Origin of the sequence: Amycolatopsis sp. cmx-11-12, from assembly GCF_046269425.1 — a bacterium.
In the GTDB taxonomy this organism is placed as follows: Bacteria; Actinomycetota; Actinomycetes; order Mycobacteriales; family Pseudonocardiaceae; genus Amycolatopsis.
Map to the genome: position 1 here is coordinate 214,499 of NZ_JADNQM010000003.1, position 18,854 is coordinate 233,352.

16 protein-coding genes are annotated in these 18,854 nt (G+C 68.6%); 9 read left to right on the plus strand and 7 right to left on the minus strand.

Annotation, left to right across the window (positions count from 1 at the left end; translation table 11 throughout):
• Window positions 1-152 precede the first annotated feature (152 nt).
• From ACLARN_RS05585 to ACLARN_RS05605, 5 genes are read left to right on the plus strand one after another with little or no spacing between them, the layout of a single operon-like run.
• On the plus strand, window positions 153-683 hold the full coding sequence (locus tag ACLARN_RS05585) for a (2Fe-2S)-binding protein (protein WP_101609727.1): 531 nt from the start codon (window positions 153-155) through the stop codon (window positions 681-683).
• A complete protein-coding gene (locus ACLARN_RS05590; RefSeq protein WP_409490200.1) occupies window positions 683-3,121 on the plus strand; it encodes a xanthine dehydrogenase family protein molybdopterin-binding subunit in 2,439 nt (812 codons plus the stop codon). Before ACLARN_RS05585 ends, ACLARN_RS05590 begins: the two co-directional genes overlap by 1 nt.
• Window positions 3,118-3,972 carry an FAD binding domain-containing protein gene (locus ACLARN_RS05595; RefSeq protein WP_409490201.1) on the plus strand — a complete coding sequence of 285 codons (855 nt, stop codon included), beginning with the start codon at window positions 3,118-3,120 and terminating at the stop codon, window positions 3,970-3,972. Before ACLARN_RS05590 ends, ACLARN_RS05595 begins: the two co-directional genes overlap by 4 nt.
• Before the next feature lie 19 nt (window positions 3,973-3,991).
• The gene (locus ACLARN_RS05600) at window positions 3,992-4,624 is read left to right on the plus strand and encodes an SRPBCC family protein (protein WP_409490202.1); all 633 of its coding nucleotides are present in this window, start codon (window positions 3,992-3,994) and stop codon (window positions 4,622-4,624) included.
• 50 nt (window positions 4,625-4,674) lie between these two features.
• Window positions 4,675-5,733, plus strand: a complete 1,059-nt coding sequence (locus ACLARN_RS05605; protein ID WP_409490203.1) for an NAD(P)-binding domain-containing protein — start codon at window positions 4,675-4,677, stop codon at window positions 5,731-5,733.
• Here the strand turns inward: ACLARN_RS05605 and ACLARN_RS05610 are convergent.
• Window positions 5,702-6,061 (minus strand): hypothetical protein, encoded by a 360-nt coding sequence (locus ACLARN_RS05610; protein ID WP_409490204.1) that lies wholly within the window; start codon window positions 6,059-6,061, stop codon window positions 5,702-5,704. The genes ACLARN_RS05605 and ACLARN_RS05610 overlap by 32 nt on opposite strands.
• A 176-nt stretch (window positions 6,062-6,237) precedes the next feature.
• On the opposite strand from ACLARN_RS05610, the gene ACLARN_RS05615 reads away from it, so the two are divergent.
• The 4 genes from ACLARN_RS05615 (at window position 6,238) to ACLARN_RS05630 (ending at window position 12,375) form a co-directional block, all read left to right on the plus strand.
• Complete coding sequence (locus ACLARN_RS05615; RefSeq protein WP_409490205.1) at window positions 6,238-10,029, plus strand: amino acid adenylation domain-containing protein; 3,792 nt, start codon at window positions 6,238-6,240, stop codon at window positions 10,027-10,029.
• A gap of 20 nt (window positions 10,030-10,049) precedes the next feature.
• A complete protein-coding gene (locus tag ACLARN_RS05620; RefSeq protein WP_409490206.1) occupies window positions 10,050-10,796 on the plus strand; it encodes an arylmalonate decarboxylase in 747 nt (248 codons plus the stop codon).
• A gap of 44 nt (window positions 10,797-10,840) precedes the next feature.
• Window positions 10,841-11,419, plus strand: coding sequence for a TetR/AcrR family transcriptional regulator (locus tag ACLARN_RS05625; protein ID WP_409490207.1), 579 nt, complete (start codon window positions 10,841-10,843; stop codon window positions 11,417-11,419).
• Between the two features lie 92 nt (window positions 11,420-11,511).
• The gene (locus ACLARN_RS05630) at window positions 11,512-12,375 is read left to right on the plus strand and encodes an NAD(P)-dependent oxidoreductase (RefSeq protein ID WP_409490208.1); all 864 of its coding nucleotides are present in this window, start codon (window positions 11,512-11,514) and stop codon (window positions 12,373-12,375) included.
• A gap of 4 nt (window positions 12,376-12,379) precedes the next feature.
• Here ACLARN_RS05630 and iolD read toward each other — a convergent pair whose 3' ends face one another.
• The 6 genes from iolD to ACLARN_RS05660 are packed head-to-tail and all read right to left on the minus strand — an operon-like array spanning window position 12,380 to window position 18,833.
• Window positions 12,380-14,221 carry a 3D-(3,5/4)-trihydroxycyclohexane-1,2-dione acylhydrolase (decyclizing) gene (gene iolD / locus ACLARN_RS05635; protein WP_409490209.1) on the minus strand — a complete coding sequence of 614 codons (1,842 nt, stop codon included), beginning with the start codon at window positions 14,219-14,221 and terminating at the stop codon, window positions 12,380-12,382.
• Window positions 14,218-15,108 (minus strand): 5-deoxy-glucuronate isomerase, encoded by an 891-nt coding sequence (gene iolB, locus ACLARN_RS05640; RefSeq protein WP_409490210.1) that lies wholly within the window; start codon window positions 15,106-15,108, stop codon window positions 14,218-14,220. Before iolB ends, iolD begins: the two co-directional genes overlap by 4 nt.
• Window positions 15,105-16,037 carry a 5-dehydro-2-deoxygluconokinase gene (iolC, locus tag ACLARN_RS05645; RefSeq protein ID WP_409490211.1) on the minus strand — a complete coding sequence of 311 codons (933 nt, stop codon included), beginning with the start codon at window positions 16,035-16,037 and terminating at the stop codon, window positions 15,105-15,107. The genes iolB and iolC overlap by 4 nt, the downstream gene beginning before the upstream one ends.
• Window positions 16,034-16,819 carry an ATP-binding cassette domain-containing protein gene (locus ACLARN_RS05650; protein WP_409490212.1) on the minus strand — a complete coding sequence of 262 codons (786 nt, stop codon included), beginning with the start codon at window positions 16,817-16,819 and terminating at the stop codon, window positions 16,034-16,036. Before ACLARN_RS05650 ends, iolC begins: the two co-directional genes overlap by 4 nt.
• A complete protein-coding gene (locus tag ACLARN_RS05655; protein WP_409490213.1) occupies window positions 16,816-17,850 on the minus strand; it encodes an ABC transporter permease in 1,035 nt (344 codons plus the stop codon). Before ACLARN_RS05655 ends, ACLARN_RS05650 begins: the two co-directional genes overlap by 4 nt.
• Window positions 17,847-18,833, minus strand: a complete 987-nt coding sequence (locus ACLARN_RS05660; protein WP_409490214.1) for a substrate-binding domain-containing protein — start codon at window positions 18,831-18,833, stop codon at window positions 17,847-17,849. Before ACLARN_RS05660 ends, ACLARN_RS05655 begins: the two co-directional genes overlap by 4 nt.
• Window positions 18,834-18,854 lie beyond the last annotated feature (21 nt).

An 18,854-nucleotide genomic window follows, 5' to 3' on the forward strand; every position in this document is an offset into this window, starting at 1 on the left:
CCTGGTGGGGGTTGTCCCGGCCGGGCAGAAGTAGCACGCTCGACTGTGAGTCCGATCACGGTCCTCCGGGGTCGGTCCGTGACAACCGAATGACCGGCCGCTCCCGAACGACCCCGGACCAGCGCGGGGTTTCTCTTGCTTTTGGAGGCCTGATGCGCATCACCGTCACCGTCGACGGAACCAGCTACACAGACGACGTTGAACCCCGCACCCTGCTCGTGCACCATCTGCGCGAACGGGTCGGGAAGGTAGGCACCGTGGTCGGTTGCGACACCAGCAACTGCGGGGCCTGCACCGTCCACCTCGACGGGCACAGCGTGAAATCCTGTTCGGTACTCGCGGTCCAGGCCGACGGCTGCGAGATCACCACGATCGAGGGACTCGCCCGCGACGGCGAACTGCACCCGGTGCAGAAGGCCTTCCACGAGAATCACGCGCTCCAGTGCGGATTCTGCACACCCGGCATGATCATGCAGTCGATCGACCTGCTCGCCGACAATCCCGATCCCGATGAGAAGGCCGTCCGAGAAGGACTCGAAGGCAACCTGTGCCGCTGCACGGGCTACCAGAACATCGTCCGCGCGGTGCGCGACGCCGCCCACCAGATGCGGCCCGGTGCCGGTCCCGAAGCCGAGCGGCTCGCCTCGGACACCGCTTCCCGTGTCGGCGCGGGTGGTGAGTGATGACCTCCACGATCGAACCGGAGGTCGGCAAGTCCCGTCGCCGCAAGGAGGACGAGCGCCTCATCACCGGCCGCACGCGCTGGACCGACAACCTGACGCTGCCGGGCATGCTGCATCTCGCGGTACTCCGCAGCCCGTTCGCGCACGCCAAGATCGTCTCGATCGACGTCACCGAGGCGAAGTCCGCGCCGGGTGTCGTCGCGGTGTTCACCGGCAAGGACCTCGACCCCGAAAGCGCCATCGGCATGCCGTGCGCGTGGCCGATCACGCCGGACATGAAATCGCCGAGGCGCCCCATTCTCGCTTCGGACACGGTGAACTTCGCCGGTGAAGGCGTCGCGGTGGTCGTCGCCCGTACGTCGGCCGAAGCGCATGACGCGCTCGAAGCGATCGACGTCGAGTACGACGAACTGCCGGTCGTTCTCGGGCTGGAGAACGCGCTCGCCGAGGGCGCGCCGCTGGTGCACGAAGATCTCGGTACCAACCAGAACGCCGTATGGGTCTTCGATTCCGCCGGCGCGGGAACGGGAACCGACGTCGAGGACGCGATCGCGAACTCCGAAGTCGTCCTCAAACGGCGCTTCCGTCAGCAGCGGCTCGTGCCCGCCTTCATGGAGCCGCGGGCGTGCGTCGTCGACCCGACCGGCAGCCAGCTGGTCATGTGGTCGGCCACCCAGGTCCCGCACATCCTCAAGACGATGACCGCGGCCACGCTCGGTCTCCCCGAGCACAAGGTGCGGGTGATCGCGCCGGACGTCGGCGGCGGGTTCGGCGGCAAGATCGCCGTACTGCCCGAAGAGATGATGTCGACGCTGATCGCACAGCGGCTCGGCAAACCGGTCAAGTGGACCGAGTCCCGGTCGGAGACGATGGTCGCCGCGCATCACGGCCGCGACCAGATCCAGGATCTCACCATCACCGCGAACCGCGACGGCACGGTGACCGGCCTCAAGGTCGAACTGCTCGCCGACATGGGCGCGTACCTCGGCCTCGTCGGCCCCGGCGTGCCGATCCTCGGCGCGTTCATGTTCAACGCCATCTACAAGTTCCCGGCGTACCACTTCGCCTGCACCAACGTGTTCACCAACACCACGCTCACCGACGCCTATCGCGGCGCCGGGCGGCCGGAGGCCACGTTCGGCATCGAGCGGATCATGGACGAACTCGCCGTCGAACTGGGCATGGACCCGATGGAGCTGCGCGAGAAGAACTGGATCAAGCACGAGGAGTTCCCGTTCACCACGGTGGCCGGGCTGACCTACGACTCGGGCAATTACGAGGCCGCCACCGCCAAGGCCAAGGAACTCTTCGACTACGACGGCCTCCGCCGGGAACAGAAGGAGCGGCGGGAATCCGGCGACTCCGTTCAGCTCGGCATCGGTATCTCGACGTTCACCGAAATGTGCGGCCTCGCGCCGTCGCGGGTGCTCGGCTCGCTGGACTACGCGGCGGGCGGCTGGGAACACGCGGACATTCGGGTGCTGCCCACCGGCAAGATCGAGGTGATCACCGGCGCCTCCGCGCACGGCCAGGGGCACGAGACGGCGTGGAGCCAGATCGTCGCGGACAAACTCGGTGTCCCGTTCGAGGATATCGAGGTCATCCACGGCGACACCCAGTCCTCGCACAAGGGCATGGACACCTACGGTTCCCGGTCGCTGGTGGTCGGCGGGGTCGCGGTGGTCAAGGCGGCGGACAAGGTGCTCGCCAAGGCTAAACCGATCGCGGCGCATATGATGGAATGCGCCGAGGACGACCTCGAATTCGAGGCGGGTAAGTTCTCCGTCAAGGGCACGGATTCCTCGACGTCCATTCAGGACATCGCGTGGGCCGTGTTCTCGGCGCACGACCTGCCGGACGGGGTCGAACCCTCACTCGATTCGTCGGACACGTTCGATCCGGAGAACTTCTCTTTCCCGCACGGCACGCATCTGTGCGCGGCCGAGGTCGACACCGAGACAGGGCGCGTGAAGCTGCGCTCCTACGTCTGCGTCGACGACGTCGGCGTGGCGGTCAACCCGCTGATCGTGGAAGGCCAGGTGCACGGCGGACTCGCGCAGGGCATCGCGCAGGCGTTGTTCGAAGAGGCCGTCCACGACGAAGGCGGGACGTTGACCACCGGCACGTTCGCCGACTACCTGCTGCCGTCGGCGGCGGATCTGCCCAGTTTCACCACCGACCGCACCGAGACGCCGTCCACGACGAACCCGTTGGGCGCCAAGGGAGTCGGCGAGGCTGGCACGATCGCTTCGACCCCGGCGGTGGTCAACGCCGTGATCGACGCCGTCCGGCACTTCGGGGTGAACGACATCGAAATGCCGTTGACCCCGATGCGGGTCTGGCACGCCGTCCAGTACGGGTCGGCCGCCGCGGGCGGGCTGGGTTCCGAAGCCGGGGGCGGTCTCGGTTCGATCGACGCCACCGGAGGTGCCCAGTGATCCCGGCCCCGTTCGACTACGTCGCTCCGTCCACAGTGGACGAAGCGGTGCGCGCGCTCGCCGAAGCGGGCGAGGACGCCAAGGTGCTGGCAGGCGGGCAAAGCCTGTTGCCGGTGCTGCGGATGCGGCTCGCCACGCCGACCACGCTGATCGACCTCGGGAAGGTCTCCGAGTTACGTGGTGTCCGCGAGGACGGCGACGCGCTGGTCATCGGCTCGATGACCACGCACTACGACGTCCAGCGGGACGCGCTGGTCGCCGAGCACGCCGCGCTGCTCAAGGCCGCCACCGACACGGTCGCCGATCCGCAGATCCGCCATCGCGGCACGTTCGGCGGCGCCATCGCGCACGCCGATCCGGCGGGCGACCTGCTGGCGCCCGTGCTCGCGCTCGGCTGCGAACTCGTCGTCGCCGGACCGGGCGGACGGCGGACGGTCCCCGCGGCGGACTTCTTCCAGGACATGTTCACCACCGCGCTCGCCGCGGACGAGATCCTGGTCGAGGTCCGCGTGCCGAAGCACACCGGCTGGCGTGCCCACTACGAGAAGTTCAACCGGGTCGCGCAGGCGTGGTCGATGGTCGCGGTCGCGGCCTGTGTCCGCACCGAGGCGGGCACCATCGAGGAGGCGCGGGTCGCGCTCACCAACATGGGCTCGACGCCGGTGCGGGCGGCCGGGGTCGAGGCGGCGCTGGTCGGTTGCGCGGCCACGGCCGAGGCGATCCGCGGCGCGGCCGAACACGCGGCCGAAGGCACGAACCCGACGGCGGACGGCAACTCCGACGTCGAGTACCGGCAGCACCTCGCCAGGGTGCTGACCGGCCGGGCGGTTCTCGCCGCCGCGGGCTCCTGACACGAAGGGAGGTCGGCCCGTGCGGCTCGACCACGAATTCACCGTTCCCGCCCCGGTCGACGAGGTCTGGAAGGCCGTCGTCGATCCGGAACGGGTGGCGCCGTGCATGCCCGGCGCCACCGTCACCGAAGTGGACGGGGACGCCTTCAAAGGCACGGTGAAGGTCAAGCTCGGGCCGATCTCCCTGCTCTACAAGGGAGCCGGTCATTTCGTCGAAAAGGACGCGGACGCAAGGAAAGTGGTGATCAAGGCGTCCGGCAAGGACGCGCGCGGCGCGGGCACGGCGTCGGCGACGGTGACGCTCACCCTGACCGAGAAGGACGGCGTCACCCACGGCGCCGTCGCCACAGAACTGGCGGTCACCGGCAAACCTGCGCAGTTCGGGCGCGGGATGATCTCCGAGGTCGGCGGCAAGATCCTCGACGCGTTCGCGGACTGTCTGTCCGGCAAGCTCGCCACGAAGGCCGAACCCGCGAAGCCCGAAACGCCGGAGCGTCCGCCGTTGAAAGCGGTGAAGCCGGTGGCGGAGGGCGAGGCCATCGACTTGATGGAGTACGTGGGTGAGTCGGTGGTCAAACGCGCGGCGCCGGTGCTGGTCGCTTTGGCCGGAGTGCTCGTGATCGTCGCGATCGTGCGGGCCTTGAAGCGCTGAATGTGACCTAGGGCGCGAAATAGCCAGGGCCCGTCACCGTTGAACCCGGTATGAAGGCGGATCACGAAGTCGAGGTGGCGGTGATCGGGGCGGGCCAGGCCGGTCTGTCGGCGGCGTATCACCTGCGCCGCGCGGGTTTCGCCAACGAGGCGGGTTTCGTCGTGCTCGACCACGGCAAACGGTCCGGGGGCGCGTGGCAGTACCGCTGGCCTTCGCTGGTGATGGAGAAGGTCCACGGCGTCTACGACCTCCCCGGGATGTCGTTCGGCACCCCGGATCCGCACCAGCCCGCGGCCGAGGCCGTTTCCGAGTACTTCGGCCGCTACGAGCGCACCTACGACCTTCCGGTCCATCGCCCTGTCGACGTCCTGTCGGTGAGTAGTGAGGACGACCGGCTGATCGTCGCCAGCGCGACGGAGACCTGGGCCGCCCGCGCCGTGATCAGCGCGACCGGCACCTGGGACCGGCCGTTCTGGCCGTATTACCCGGGGCAGGAGACCTTCCGTGGCCGCCAGGTGCACACCGCCGACTACACCGGCGTCGGCGAATTCCGCGGCAAACGCGTCGTCGTGGTCGGCGGTGGCGCGTCGGCCGTCCAGTTGCTGCTGGAGATCGCGCCGTTCGCGCACTCGACGCGCTGGGTGACCCGGCGCCCGCCGGTCTGGCGTGAAGAGCCGTTCAGCGAGGACTGGGGCCGCGAAGTCGTCGCCAAGGTCGACCAGCGGGTCCGGGAGGGCCTGCCGCCGAAGAGCGTCGTCAGCGTGACCGATCTGGCGGTGACGCCCGAGGTGCGGGCGGGGCTGGACGCGGGGATCCTCGACCGGCACCCGATGTTCGAGCGGATCACCCCGGACGGCGTCGTGTGGGCGGACGGCACCTTCGAGCCAGCCGACATCATCCTGTGGGCCACCGGTTTCCGTGCCGCCATCGACCATCTCGCGCCGTTGCGCCTGCGCGGGCCGGGCGGCGGGATCCGGATGGACGGCACCCGCGTCGTCGCCGAACCGCGCCTGCACCTGGTCGGCTACGGCCCTTCCGCCAGCACCGTCGGCGCGAACCGGGCGGGACGTACCGCCGTCACTGAGATCCGGCGCCTGCTCGGACGCTGAGGTCGTCGAGGATCCCGGCCAGCCCGGCGGGCTTCCGGAAGAAGCCGGCGTGACTGCTCTCGAGTTCGTGGACGTCGAACGGATTGTCCGGGGTGAGGGCGTCGGCCTCGGCGATGTAGAGATCCTGGAGCGCGAGCGGCATCGAGTGGTCTTTCGTCAGTTTGACGAACGTGTGCGAGATCCGCCCCCAGGAGTCCTTGTCGGCGCCCCGGCCGGGGAGATCGAGCGCGAGCGTCCGATGTCCGCGTGACGCCATCTCCCGCTGGGTGGCCGACCAGCCGTGCGCCGCACTTCCCGAACCGCGCACGAAGACGAAAGTGGGAATCATGCTTCTGATTGTGGTGGATTCCGGCCACCGGTGAGAACCGTCGCCCGAAAGGGAGGCAAAGAATGGTCTGCCGGGCGCTTTTCGGATTCTCGTTTATCGGCCGGTATCTCCGGATGTCCGCATCACTCCTTTGGCCCGGGGAGCAGAAAACACGAAATTCGCACTGGGGGATCACCATGCCATCGATCGACGACGTCACATCGCTTGATCGCGTCCATTCCGGTATCTGCCTGCCGGATCTGCTCGGGCACTGGTCGAGGACACGGCCGGAGGCGGTCGCCGTCGTCGACGGTGACCGGGAATTGACCTTTCGCCTGCTCGAAGAAGCGAGCAGGGAACTCGCCGCGCATCTGGCCGGTCTGGGAATCGGCGCGGACGATCCCGTCGGCCTTTACGTCGAGCCCTCCGCGGACCTGATGGTCGGCGCGTGGGGCATTCTCACCGCCGGGGCCGCCTATCTGCCGTTGTCCCCGGAGTATCCGGAAGAACGGCTGCGCTACATGCTCGAAGACAGCCGCACCGGTGTCGTCGTCACGCAGCCGCATCTCGCCGGGCGGCTGGCCGAGCTGGTCCCCACCGGGACGCAAATCGTGTCCGTTGCCGACGCCCGCGGCGTGACCGGCGAGGTCCCGGCTCGGCCGCGGCCGAGCTCGCTGGCCTACGTCATCTACACCTCCGGCAGCACCGGCAAGCCGAAGGGCGTGATGATCGAGCACCGCGGTGTCGTTTCCCAGATGCGCTGGTTGCAGGCCTGCGGCCATCTGGACCCGGGTGTCACGGTGTTGCAGAAGACGCCGATGAGCTTCGACGCCGCGCAGTGGGAGATCCTGGCGCCCGCCGCGGGCGCTCGCGTGGTGATGAGCACGCCAGGGAGTTTCCGGGATCCCGAAGCACTGATCGACGCGGTGGTGAAGCACGACGTCACCACCGTGCAGTGTGTCCCGACGCTGTTGCAGGCGTTGCTCGACACGGAACGCCTCGCGACCTGCACCACGCTGCGGAAGCTGTTCTCCGGCGGAGAGGCGCTTTCGCGTCAGCTGGCCAAGGAACTCGTCCGTGAGCTCCCGTCGGCGCGGCTGGTCAACCTCTACGGGCCGACCGAATGCACGATCAACGCGACCGCCCACGTCGTCGACCCGGACAGGATCGACGAGGGCGCCGCGATGATCTCGATCGGCGTGCCGGTCGACAACACCCAGTGCTTCGTGCTCGACGCCGACCTCGCGCCGGTCGACATCGGGGAAACGGGAGAGCTGTACATCGGCGGCGTCCAGCTGGCCCGTGGATATCTGAACCGGCCGGAACAGACCCGCGAGCGGTTCGTGCCCAATCCGTTCATACCGACCGAGCGGCTGTACCGCACCGGCGATCTCGCCTACTGGAACCCGGACGGCACCATCCAGTTCGTGGGGCGCGCGGACAACCAGGTCAAGCTGCGTGGCTACCGCGTCGAACTGGACGAGATCACGGTGGCGATCGAGGAGCACCCATGGGTACGCCGGGCCGCGGCGGTGGTGACCGACGACGCGCGGACCGGGTCGAAAGCGCTCGTCGCCTGCGTGGAGCTGAATCCGCGCGAAGCCGCGGTGATGGACCAGGGCAACCACGGCGGGCACCACCAGTCCAAGGCCAGCAAGCTGCAGGTCAAGGCGCAGCTGTCGAATCCCGGCGTTCGTGACGTCGCGGGTCGTCCGGCCGTCGCGTTGCCGGGCAAGGAGGAGACCGCCTATCAGCGGAGGGAAGTCTTCGCCCGCAAGACCTATCGCTACTACGAGGGCGGCGCGGTCACCCGCGAAGACCTCACCGCGCTCCTGACACCGGGCCCGGTCAGTACGCACTCCCGCGAACCCGATGAGCTTTCGTTCGCCGAACTGGGCGAACTGTTGCGCTGGTTCGGCCGCTTCTCAAGCGACGAGCGCCTGCTGCCGAAGTACTCCTACGCCTCGCCGGGCGCGCTGTACGCGACGCAGTTGTACCTGGAGACCAGCGGTCTCGACGGGCTCGGTGCCGGAATCCATTACTACCACCCGATCGACCACACGTTGGTCAAGGTCGCCGAGAGCACGGGCGACGGGCACTCGGTGCATTTCATCGGCCGCACCGGGGCAATCGAACCGGTGTACAAGAACAACATCCGCGAAGTCCTCGAATTCGAAGCCGGCCACATGCTCGGGGTGTTCGAGGAGATCCTGCCCGAGTACGGCCTCACGATCAGCCCGTCGGCATTCGATCCGCAGTCGGCCGTCCGTTTCCGCGCCGCCGCCGACGATCACTATCTCGGCACGTTCTCCTTGCACGCCAACGACGGCACGCCGAGACGGGGCGACACCGACCTGTTCGTGCAAGCCCATCCGGGCCGGATCGAGGGCATGCCCGCCGGTACTTACCGCTGGCGGGACGGGGAGTTCGAGCGGCTCTCCGACGCCCTGATCGAGCCCAAGCACGTCATCGCGATCAACCAGCAGGTGTACGAGCGCGCGGCCTTCGGCATCACCGCCGTCAGCCGCACGGCCGACGAGTGGCTCGAGTACGTCGGTCTCGGCGCGAAGCTGCATCACTTGCAGCGCAACGGTTTGGCGTTGGGCTTCATGTCTTCGGGCTATAGCTCCAAAAGTGGTAATCCGTTGCCCGCCGCCCGGCGGATCGACGACATCCTCGCGGGGCAGGGGATCGCCCCCGGCCCGTCGTACTTCTTCGTCGGCGGCAAGGTGAGTCCGGAGCAGGTGCGCGGCGAGGGCATGCGTGAAGACGCCGTGCACATGAAGGGCCCGGCGGAGATCATCCGCGACGAACTCGCGAACTCCTTGCCCGACTACATGATCCCCAACCGGGTGCTGGTACTCGACGAGCTGCCGTTGACCGCCAACGGAAAGGTCGACGCGCAGGCGTTGGCGGCGACCGACGCCGTCCGGACGGCCAACGGCGACACGCCTTACGTCGCACCGTCGACGGGTCACGAGCGGTGGCTTGCCGAGGTGTGGGGCAAGGCGCTGAAGTACGACGACGTCTCGGTGCGGGACGACTTCTTCGCCGCCGGTGGCAACTCGCTGACCGCGGTCGCACTGGTGAACCGGATCAACCGCGAATACGGCACCCGGTTGCCCTTGCAGGTCGTTTTCGAATGCCCGAAGCTGGCCGAGCTGGCCGCCCGCATCGGGGAGGACTCCGGCGGCCCGTCGTCGCGGCTGGTCCCCTTGGCGGCCGGCGGTGGCAACCCGGTGTTCTGCTGGCCGGGACTCGGCGGCTATCCGATGAACCTGCGGCCGCTGGCCGCGAAAAACGGCCTCGGGCGGACGTTCTACGGCGTGCAGGCCCACGGCATCAACGCGGACGAGACGCCTTATGCCACCGTCGAGGAAATGGCGAAGGCCGACGTCGCCGAGATCCGGCGCGTCCAGCCCGAGGGCCCGTACACGCTGTGGGGTTACTCGTTCGGCGCGCGGGTCGCCTTCGAATCGGCGTGGCAGCTGGAACAGCAGGGACAACGGGTGGACGACCTCCTGCTGATCTGCCCGGGCAACCCCGAGGTCGAGGGCGGCGGGGAGCGGGTGGCGAGCTACACGAACCCGGCCTACCTGACGATCCTGCTGTCGGTCTTCCTCGGCTCGATCTCCGGGCCGGAACCGCTGGCCTGCCGGGAAACCGTCCGCGACGAAGACGGTTTCGTGGCCTTCGTGGCGGATCTGCTGCCCGCCCTCGGCGAGCAGTTGATCCGGCGGATCGTCCGGATCGTGGAGGAGACCTACGAGTTCGACTACAGTTTCCGGGAACTCGCGCGACGGCGGATCGCGGCTCCGGTGACTCTCTTCAAGGCCGACGGCGACGACTACTCGTTCGTCGAGAACAGCTCCGGTTATTCGGCCACGCCACCGGTGGTGGTCACGCTCGAAGGCGATCACTACAGCGTTCTCAAGGAAAGCGGCGTCGCCGAACTGGTTTCGGCGATCCGCGCCAGGCTCGAGGGCTGACCAGCGAAGGAGAATCCTTGGTGACAGACTCTCTCGGTCCCCGCCTCAAGATCGGTGTCGTCGTCCCGTCAACCAACACCTCGGCCCAGCCCGAACTGGACGCGATGCGCCCCGACGGCGTCACCAACCACACCGGCCGGATGGTCATCGGCGACGACCCGATGGTCGACGAGCCCGGTTTCGACCACGTCATGCGCGGCATCCGGGCGTCGACCCTCCCGGCGATCGAGAGCGTCGCCTGCTGCGACCCCGGTTGCGTGATCGTCGGGGTTTCGCCGGAAAGTTACTGGGAGGGAACGGAAGCGCACGGCCGCGTGCTCCATTCGATGCGGGAGGCCGCGGGCGGGCGGCCGGTGACGATGAGCCCGGACGCGATCGGGGCGGCGCTGTCGGCGTACGACGTCCGCCGGATCGCGGTCATCACGCCGTACCTGCCGGTCGGAGACGACTCGGTGAGCCGCTTCTTCGAAGACAGCGGCTACGACCTGCTGAGCGTCCGGGGCCTCGGCGTGCCGAGTCCGGCCAAGATCGCCCACGTCTCCGAGACCGAACTCCGGGACGTGGTCAAGGAGATCGACAGCGCTGACGTCGAAGCCATCGTCCAGGTCGGCACCAACGTCGCGATGGCGCGCCTCGCCGCGGCCGCCGAGTTCTGGCTCGGCAAGCCGGTCCTCTCGAACAACACCGTCCTGTACTGGCACGCCCTGCGTCAGAACCGCATCGCCGACCGCGTGCGTGGCTTCGGCTCCCTGCTGGCCGCGTACTGACCGGTATTTGACTGCTCATTACAGAACGTGTCATGCTGGCCGGCATGCCCCGTCCCAAGGGATTCGATCCCACCGAAGTGCTCGACGCCGCCGTCGGCACGTTCTGGCGCAAGGGCTACGCGGCCACGTCCGCCCAGGACCTTGTCGACGGCACCGGTCTGGGCCGGGGAAGCCTGTACCACGCGTTTTCGAGCAAGCAGCACCTGTTCCAGGAGGCGCTGCGCCGCTACGAGGAAACCTCCGCCACGCGGGTGGAGGAGATGCTGGCCGCTCCGGGCACCATCCGGGGGCGGATCCGGCGGGTGCTGATGGACGTCGTCGACGACGAGATGGCGGAGGCGTCCGAGCATCGCGGCTGCCTCGCCGTCAACGCCGCCCTCGAACTCGGCGGGCTCGACGACGAGGTCACCGCCCGGGTCCGCCACAACTTCGAACGCGTGGAGAACGCGTTCCACGTCGAGTTCGCCACCGCGCGGCAGGAAGGCGAGATCGGCGCCGACCGGGACCCGCGGGCGCTGGCGCAGTTCACCCTCGCCGCGATGTACGGCCTGCGGGTGCTGGGCAAGACCGCGGACCGGCAGGTGCTCGCCCAGGTTGTCGAAACCACCATCCAGGCGTTGTGATGTTCCAGGTTTCGTGACGAACCCCCAGGCCCCGGCGCGGATTTCTTCATCCGCGTTCTTTAACGAGCATTCCACAGGAGTGAAGACAAGTCATGACGGAAACCGTCGCGGTACTCGGCGCCGGAATCATCGGCGCCCCGGTGGTCCGCAACCTGAGCAAGGCCGGATTCGCCGTCCGTGCCTGGAATCGCACCGCCGCCAAGGCTGAAGCACTGGCCGGGGACGGTGTCCAGGCCGTGGCGAGCGCCGCGGAAGCGGTCGAGGGCGCTGCGGTCGTGGTCACGGTCCTCACGGACGGTCCTGCGGTGCTGGAGGCGATCCGCGCGGCCGCCCCTGCCGCGGGCACGATCTGGGTGCAGCTCAGCACCGTCGGCGACGCTGTCGACGAACTGGTCGCGTACGCCGACGAGCAGGGCCTCGTCTTCGTCGACGCCCCGGTGCAGGGCACCCGCCAGCCCGCCGAACAGGGCCAGCTCATCGTGCTGGCGGCGGGCGCGGCCGAGGCTCGCAAGGCTGTCCAGCCGCTGTTCGACGCGATCGGCAAGCGCACGCTGTGGGTCGGCGAAGACGGCCGTTCCGGCGCGGCGAGCAGGCTCAAACTGGTGCTGAACACCTGGGTGATCGCGCTGACCCACGGCGTCGGCGAGGCGCTGGCGCTGGCCGAAGGACTCGGTGTCGATCCGCGGCACTTCGTCGACGTCGTCACCGGCGGCCCGATGGACAGCGGCTACTTCCAGGGCAAGTCCGCCGCGATCCTCAAGAACGACTACACCACCGCCTTCTCAGTCGACAATGCCGAGAAGGACGCCCGGCTGGTGCTCGAAGCCGCGGCTCGCGCCGGTGTCCGGATGGACGCCGTCGAGGCCGGGCGGGCCCGGTTCGCCCGCGCGTCCGAAGCCGGGCACGGTGACGAGGACATGACGGCCGGCTACTTCGCCAGCTTCGACCGCAAGTAGTCCTCTAGTTGCGGTTCACATAGCGCACCTGCCTCGCTTTCCCGTCCTCGATACCGTCACGCCCAGACAGGTGCTCCGGAACGCCGACCTCCCACCACGCGCCGGCCTCGGTCCACGAGTTCGGCTGGGTCCGGACGACGACCACCGCCGGTCGTCGTGCGGCCACCGAGGCTTCCCGCGCCTTCGCGTAAGCCGCGCGTACATCGTCCACAGTGGACGCCGTGAACACGGCGCACCCCAGAGATTCCGCGTGCCGCGCGAAGTCGACCCGAGGCGGCGACGCGTGCGCGCTCCGGCAGTCGGCGAGAAAGTTGTTGAACGGTTTGCCGCCCTGCCCCTCCTGTAGGCGAGCGATGACCGCGTAGCCGTCGTTGTCGCAGACCACCGCCACGAAGGGATGCCCGGCGAAGGCGGCCGAGAACAGCTCCGAGTTCAGCATCAGGTACGAGCCGTCGCCGAGCATCGTGGTGACAAGGCCATCGGTGTGGGCCATCGCCGCACCCCACGCGCCCGCGAGTTCGTACCCCATGCACGAGAACCCGTACTCGACGTCCATGCCGACCGACCCCGATCCGCGCCAGCCGCCGATCAGCTCGCCGGGCATCCCACCGGACGCGGTCATCACGTAGTCCCGGGGCTCGGAGAGGTCGTTGACCGCGCCGACGACCTGGGCATACGTCGGCACCTCACCGGAAATGGCACGCAGTGAGTCGATATGCGCGTCCCACCGGCCACGTTCCGCCGCGGCACGCTCCGTCCACAAAGGATCGACGCGCCAGCTTTCCAGCTGGGTCGCCAACTCGGTGAGACCCGCGTCGGCGTCGCCCACGACGGCCAGCCCGCCGTGCTTGACCGCGTCGAACCGGGCGGCGTTGAGGGTGATCAGCCGGACGCCGGGTGAGAACACCGTCCAGGACGCCGTGGTGAAGTCCTGCAACCGGGTGCCGACGGCCAGCACGACGTCGGCCTCGGCGGCCAGGACGTTCGCCGAGGTCGAGCCGGTGACGCCCAGCGGGCCCGCGTGCAGCGGATGACCGTGCGGGACCAAGGTGCGTCCGGCTGTCGTTTCGGTGACCGGGATGCCGTGACGTTCGGCGAAGCTCAGCGCGCGCTCGCCAGCGCCGGAGTACCGGACACCGCCGCCAAGGATCAGCAACGGTTTCTTCGCCGCTCGCAGTGCTCCCGCCGCCTCGGTGAGGGCCCGGCGATCGGGACGCGTGCGCAGCAGCCGATGGGTCACCGGTGCGAACAGCGCGTCCGGGAAGTCGTAGGTCTCCACCTGGACGTCCTGCGGCAGCGCGAGCGTCACCGGGCCCGCGTCCGCCGGATCGGTCAGCACCCTGGCGACCTGCGGCAACGTCGAGAGCAACTGCTCGGGCCGGGTAATCCGGTCGAAATACCGGCTCACCGCGCGGAAGGCGTCGTTGACCGTGACCGTCGGGTCGCCGAAATGCTCCACCTGCTGCAGCACCGGATCCGGCGCGCGGCTGGTGAAGGTGTCGCCGGGGAGCAGCAGCACCGGCAGCCGGTTGGCGTGCGCGACCCCGGCGGCGGTGACCATGTTCAGCGCGCCGGGCCCGATCGACGACGTCACCACGCCGACCTGGCGCCGATGCGTCGCCTTCGCGTAGCCGACCGCCGCCAGCGCCATGCCCTGCTCTGTCTGCCCGCGCCACAAGGGAAGCTCTTCGCGGTGCTCCTCCAGCGCGGTACCGAGACCCAGGACGTTGCCGTGCCCGAAGATCGCGAACACGCCGGGGAACAACGGGACTTCGCGCCCGTCCAGGGTTTCCGACCGCTGCGAGAGCAGCCAGCGCACCAGGGCCTGTGCCGTGGTCAGTTTCATGACACTCGCCCTTCGTGGCTGGTGACCGGGCAGCGTGGATCGGGTTGCTGGTCGTCCCACGTCTCGCGGACCCAGCCGTGTGCCGGGTCGTCGCAGAAGGCCATCGACCGCTCTTTGGCGGGCCCGGCCAGCACGTTCAGGTAGTACATCGGGTAACCCGGCGCGGCGACGCAAGGACCGTGATAGCCGCGCGGGATCAGGAAGACGTCGCCGTCCCGGACCGCGACGTCCTCGTCCAGCTCACCGTCCGAAGTGTACGTCCTATGTAGACCGAATCCCTCGCGTGACGGTGTCACACCGTCACGTCCGGCGACACGGAAGTAGTAGATCTCCTCGTTGACGACCTCGCATTCGGACGCCTCGTCGTGTTTGTGCGGTGGGTACGACGACCAGTTGCCGCCGGGGGTGATCAGTTCGCACGCGTTCAGCTTGTCCGCGTGATCCCAGACCCCGGGTACTCCGAAATTGGTGACCTGCCTCGTCGCCTGCCCCGCTCCGCGCACCTCCACCGGCACGTTCTCCGCCGGTCCGTAGCGCGGTTCGAGACGGCGGGAGCAGCGCGCCATCGGCAGCGCGACCTCGATCCCGCCCGTTGTCGACAACTCGACTTCGGCGTCGCGTGGCACGTAGGCGAAGTCCGTGACCCGGGTGAACACGGAGTCCCGCCCCGCGAGTTCGAAGACCTGACCGTCGACCCGGACCGTGCACGCGCCGGACAGGGGGAGGACGAACGCCTCGTACTCCCCGGTGCGCACGATCCTGGTCTCACCGGCGGCCAGGGAAAGCACCCGCAGGCCGCTGTAGGTCCAGCCCGCCGAGTCCGGGGTGAGCCGGATCGGGTCGCGCTCGTCCGAAAGCGTCCCGATCCGGCGGTGCAGCTTGCTCACAGCAACTCCTCGATCTCGTCGGCGGTGGGCATGGCGTCGGCGCAGGCCAGCCGGGACGCGACGAGCGCGCCCGCCGCGTTGGCGTAGGTGGCGATGCGCACCGGATCCCAGCCGGACAGCAGGCCGTGGATCAGCGCGCCGCCGAAACCGTCCCCGGCGCCGAGCCCGCAGACGACCTCGACCCGCTGCGGCGGCACGGTCCAGCGTTCCTCGGCGGTGGCCACCAAGACGCCCTCGGCGCCCTTCTTGATCACCGCGAGTTCGACGCCTCTGGCCAGCATTCGGGACGCGGCCTCGTCGGGATCCGCGGTGCCGACGGCGACCTCCGCCTCGGTGCGGTTGCCGACGGCGACCGTGACGTGGTCGAGCATCCAGCCGATCTCTTCGCGCGCGGTATCGGTGTCGGGCCAGAACATCGGCCGGAAGTCGAGGTCCAGCACGGTATGCGACCGCCGTCCGCGCCGCTCGAGCATCTTGCGCTGAGTTCCGCGCGCCGGTTCGACGGACACGCCGGTTCCGGTGACCCACAGCAGTGGGACCGTTTCCACGACGTCCCAGGGCACGTCGGTTTCGCCGAGGGTCAGATCCGGGGCGATGGGGGACCGGTAGAACAGCAACGGCGGATCCGCGGGCGGGTCCAGCGCGCAGAACACCACCGGCGTTTGCAGTCCCGACGAGGTCCCGACGTGCTCGGGGGACACGCCGAACTCTCGCAGCGCCTGCCGTACGTAGTCACCGAAACCGTCCGGACCGACCTTCGTCAGCACCGAGGCCGAGCGGCCGAGCCGCGCGGCGGCGACCGCGACGTTGGTCGCGGTCCCGCCGAGCGACTTGGCGAAGGTGCTGACCCCGGCCAGCGGCACGCCGCTCTGTTCGGGGTAGAGATCCACCCCGACCCGGCCGACGGTCAGTGCTTCGAGAGCGGTCATGAAGGGGACTCCACCTGTCGCAACTCGTGTTCGAGGGCTTCCAGTTCCGCACCGCCCGCCATCTGCCGGGTCAGTTCGGCCAGGTCGATCTCGGACTTCTCGTAGGTGCCGAGCGGCGCGCCCCGCTTGAGCAGGAGGAACCTGTCGGCCACCGGGTACGCGTGGTGCGGGTTGTGCGTGATCAGCACGACGCCGAGCCCGCGATCACGGGCCTGCGCGACGTACTTGAGCACGACACCGGCCTGTTTCACGCCCAACGCGGCCGTCGGCTCGTCGAGGATCAGCACCTTCGCGCCGAAGTGCACCGCCCGTGCGATGGCGACGCACTGCCGCTCGCCACCGGACAGCGTGCCGACCGGCTGCTCGACGTCACGCAGATCGATGCCCATGTCGGACAACGCCTTCTTGGTCGTCTCGCGCCCCTTCTTCCGGTCCAGCGCCCGGAACGGGCCGAAGCCGACCGTCGGTTCGGAGCCCAGGAAGAAGTTCCGCCACACGCTCATCAGCGGCACGACCGCCAGGTCCTGGTACACCGTCGCGATGCCGCGATCGAGCGCTTCCCGCGGCGAGGCGAATTTGACCGGTTGGCCCTCGATCAGGAACTCGCCTCGGTCATGCTGGTGCACCCCGGCAAGGATCTTGATCAAGGTGGACTTGCCCGCGCCGTTGTCGCCGAGCACGCAGGTCACTTCACCCGCGTTGACCACGGTGGACACGTCGCGCAGCGCGATCACGCTGCCATAGGTCTTGCCGACGTCCTTGACTTCCAGGAGATGGCTCATCGCCGGACCCTTTCCGCGCGCCGCCGGAAGGCGTTGTTGACCAGGACCGCGGACAGCAGCATCACGCCGAGGAACAACATGAACCAGTCGCTGTCCCAGCGGGCGAACACGATGCCCTGCCGCGCCATGCCGAAGATCAGCGCCCCGATCGCGGCACCGATCGCCGAACCGAACCCGCCGGTGAGCAGACAGCCGCCGATCACGGCCGCGATGATGTACTGGAACTCCAGTCCGATGCCCTGGTTCGCCTGGACGCTCGCGAACCGCAGGATGTTGATCGAGCCGACCAGCCACGCGGCGAGCGCGGTGGTCATGAACAGCATGATCTTGGTGCGTACCACCGGAACGCCGACCGCGCGCGAACTGAGCGCGTTGCCGCCGACGGCGAAGATCCAGTTGCCGAACCGGGTCCGCACCAGCAGCCAGGCCGCCAGCACGGCGAACCCGATCCACCAGACGATGGAGATCTGGAACGCCGTCCCGCCGACGTCCACTGTGGACGCGAACACGAAGCCGGCGGACTCGTAGCCGTCGGTCGAGCGCATTCCGGAGACCTGGACGGTACCGGTGACCAGCCGCGTGACGCCGAGGTTGAGCCCTTGCAGTGCCAGGAACGTGCCCAGCGTGACGATGAAGCTGGGCAATCCGGTGCGTATCACCAGCCAGCCGTTGAAAGCGCCGACCGCGAGGGCGAACACCAGCGACGCGAACAGCGCGAGCCAGACGTTCCAGCCCGCCTGCGTCGCCAAGGTCGCGGTGACGAGCGCGGTGGACGCCGTCATCACCCCGGCGGAGAGATCGAACTCGCCGCCGATCATCAGCAGGGATACGGCGACCGCCATGATGCCGAGCGTCGAGGCGTCGTCCAGCCAGGTCGCCACGCCGCTGCCGCTGAAGAACTGGTCGGTGACGACGGTGAAGAAGAGGAAGACGACGACGGCGCCCAGGAGCGCGCCGATCTCGGGCCGGACGACCATCCGGTCGAGCAGCCGCGGTTTCGCGATCCGTTCGTCGAGGGTGGTGGTTGTCATCGCGTGCCCCTTTGCACGTACTGGCCGACGGTGTCCACAGTGGATTTGTCGACCAGGTCGGGGCCGGTGAGCACCGGTTTCCCGCCGCCGACGACGTTCGCGTTGTCCCGGTAGAGCTTGAGGAACTGCACCGGGAGATAGCCCTGCTCGTACTGCTGCTGATCGACCGCGAAGACCACGTCACCCGCCTTGATGGCGCCGACCACGTCGGTGTTGAGGTCGAACGTGCCGACCTGCGCCGCCGAGCCCACCGCCTTGATCGCGCTCACCGCTCGCGCGGCGACCTGCGAGTTCAGGGTCAGGATGGCGTCGAGGGAGGAGTCGGTCTGCACCGCGCCCCTGATGCGGGACTCGGCGTCGGTGGGGTTGCTGATGTCGACCTGCAAGGTCTGCACGTCCCCCGAGAACCCGGTTTTGGCGCCGTCACAGCGCTGCGCCTGCCCGACGTTGCCCGCTTCGTGGACCACGCAGAGCAGCTTCTTCTTGCCGAGTTCCTTGAACTTCTTCCCGGCCTCCTCGCCGGCGATGGTCTCGTTCTGCCCGACGTGGGTGAGCGCGCCGTAGCCCGCGCTCTTGTCCTCGCCGGAGTTGATGGTGATGACCGGGATCCCGGCGCGGACCGCGTTCTCGATCGAGGTCTTGAGCGCCTCCGGGTTCGCCATGGACACCACCAGCCCGCCGACCTGCTGGGCGACCGCGTTGTCGACCAGTTTGGCCTGGTTGCCGGGATCCCCGTCGGAGTTGTACTCGACCTGCACGCCGAGCTGCCTGCCCGCCTCCTCGGCGCCGTTCTTGACCACGTTCCAGAACGCGTCACCCGCCGTGCCGTGCGAAATGACCGCGACCCGCAGCGGTCCGCTGGGCTGAGTCGTCACCGGGCCCGCGCCCTCGGCCGGTTTTTCCTCGGCCTTCGGCCCGGTGCACGCGGACAGGAGCACCAGCCCCGCCGCGACCACCAATGCCGCCTTAAAGCGATGGGACATCGTCGTCTCTCCTCGCTTCTT

What these genes read in the sequence shown, in the direction of transcription:
- ACLARN_RS05615 (WP_409490205.1), top strand. Translation starts at nt 6,238, where the DNA reads ATGCCATCGATCGACGACGTCACATCGCTTGATCGCGTCCATTCCGGT.
- iolC (WP_409490211.1), bottom strand. Translation starts at nt 16,037, where the DNA reads ATGACCGCTCTCGAAGCACTGACCGTCGGCCGGGTCGGGGTGGATCTC.
- ACLARN_RS05650 (WP_409490212.1), bottom strand. Translation starts at nt 16,819, where the DNA reads ATGAGCCATCTCCTGGAAGTCAAGGACGTCGGCAAGACCTATGGCAGC.
- ACLARN_RS05660 (WP_409490214.1), bottom strand. Translation starts at nt 18,833, where the DNA reads ATGTCCCATCGCTTTAAGGCGGCATTGGTGGTCGCGGCGGGGCTGGTG.
- ACLARN_RS05655 (WP_409490213.1), bottom strand. Translation starts at nt 17,850, where the DNA reads ATGACAACCACCACCCTCGACGAACGGATCGCGAAACCGCGGCTGCTC.
- ACLARN_RS05630 (WP_409490208.1), top strand. Translation starts at nt 11,512, where the DNA reads ATGACGGAAACCGTCGCGGTACTCGGCGCCGGAATCATCGGCGCCCCG.
- ACLARN_RS05625 (WP_409490207.1), top strand. Translation starts at nt 10,841, where the DNA reads ATGCCCCGTCCCAAGGGATTCGATCCCACCGAAGTGCTCGACGCCGCC.
- iolD (WP_409490209.1), bottom strand. Translation starts at nt 14,221, where the DNA reads ATGAAACTGACCACGGCACAGGCCCTGGTGCGCTGGCTGCTCTCGCAG.
- ACLARN_RS05585 (WP_101609727.1), top strand. Translation starts at nt 153, where the DNA reads ATGCGCATCACCGTCACCGTCGACGGAACCAGCTACACAGACGACGTT.
- ACLARN_RS05610 (WP_409490204.1), bottom strand. Translation starts at nt 6,061, where the DNA reads ATGATTCCCACTTTCGTCTTCGTGCGCGGTTCGGGAAGTGCGGCGCAC.
- ACLARN_RS05590 (WP_409490200.1), top strand. Translation starts at nt 683, where the DNA reads ATGACCTCCACGATCGAACCGGAGGTCGGCAAGTCCCGTCGCCGCAAG.
- ACLARN_RS05605 (WP_409490203.1), top strand. Translation starts at nt 4,675, where the DNA reads ATGAAGGCGGATCACGAAGTCGAGGTGGCGGTGATCGGGGCGGGCCAG.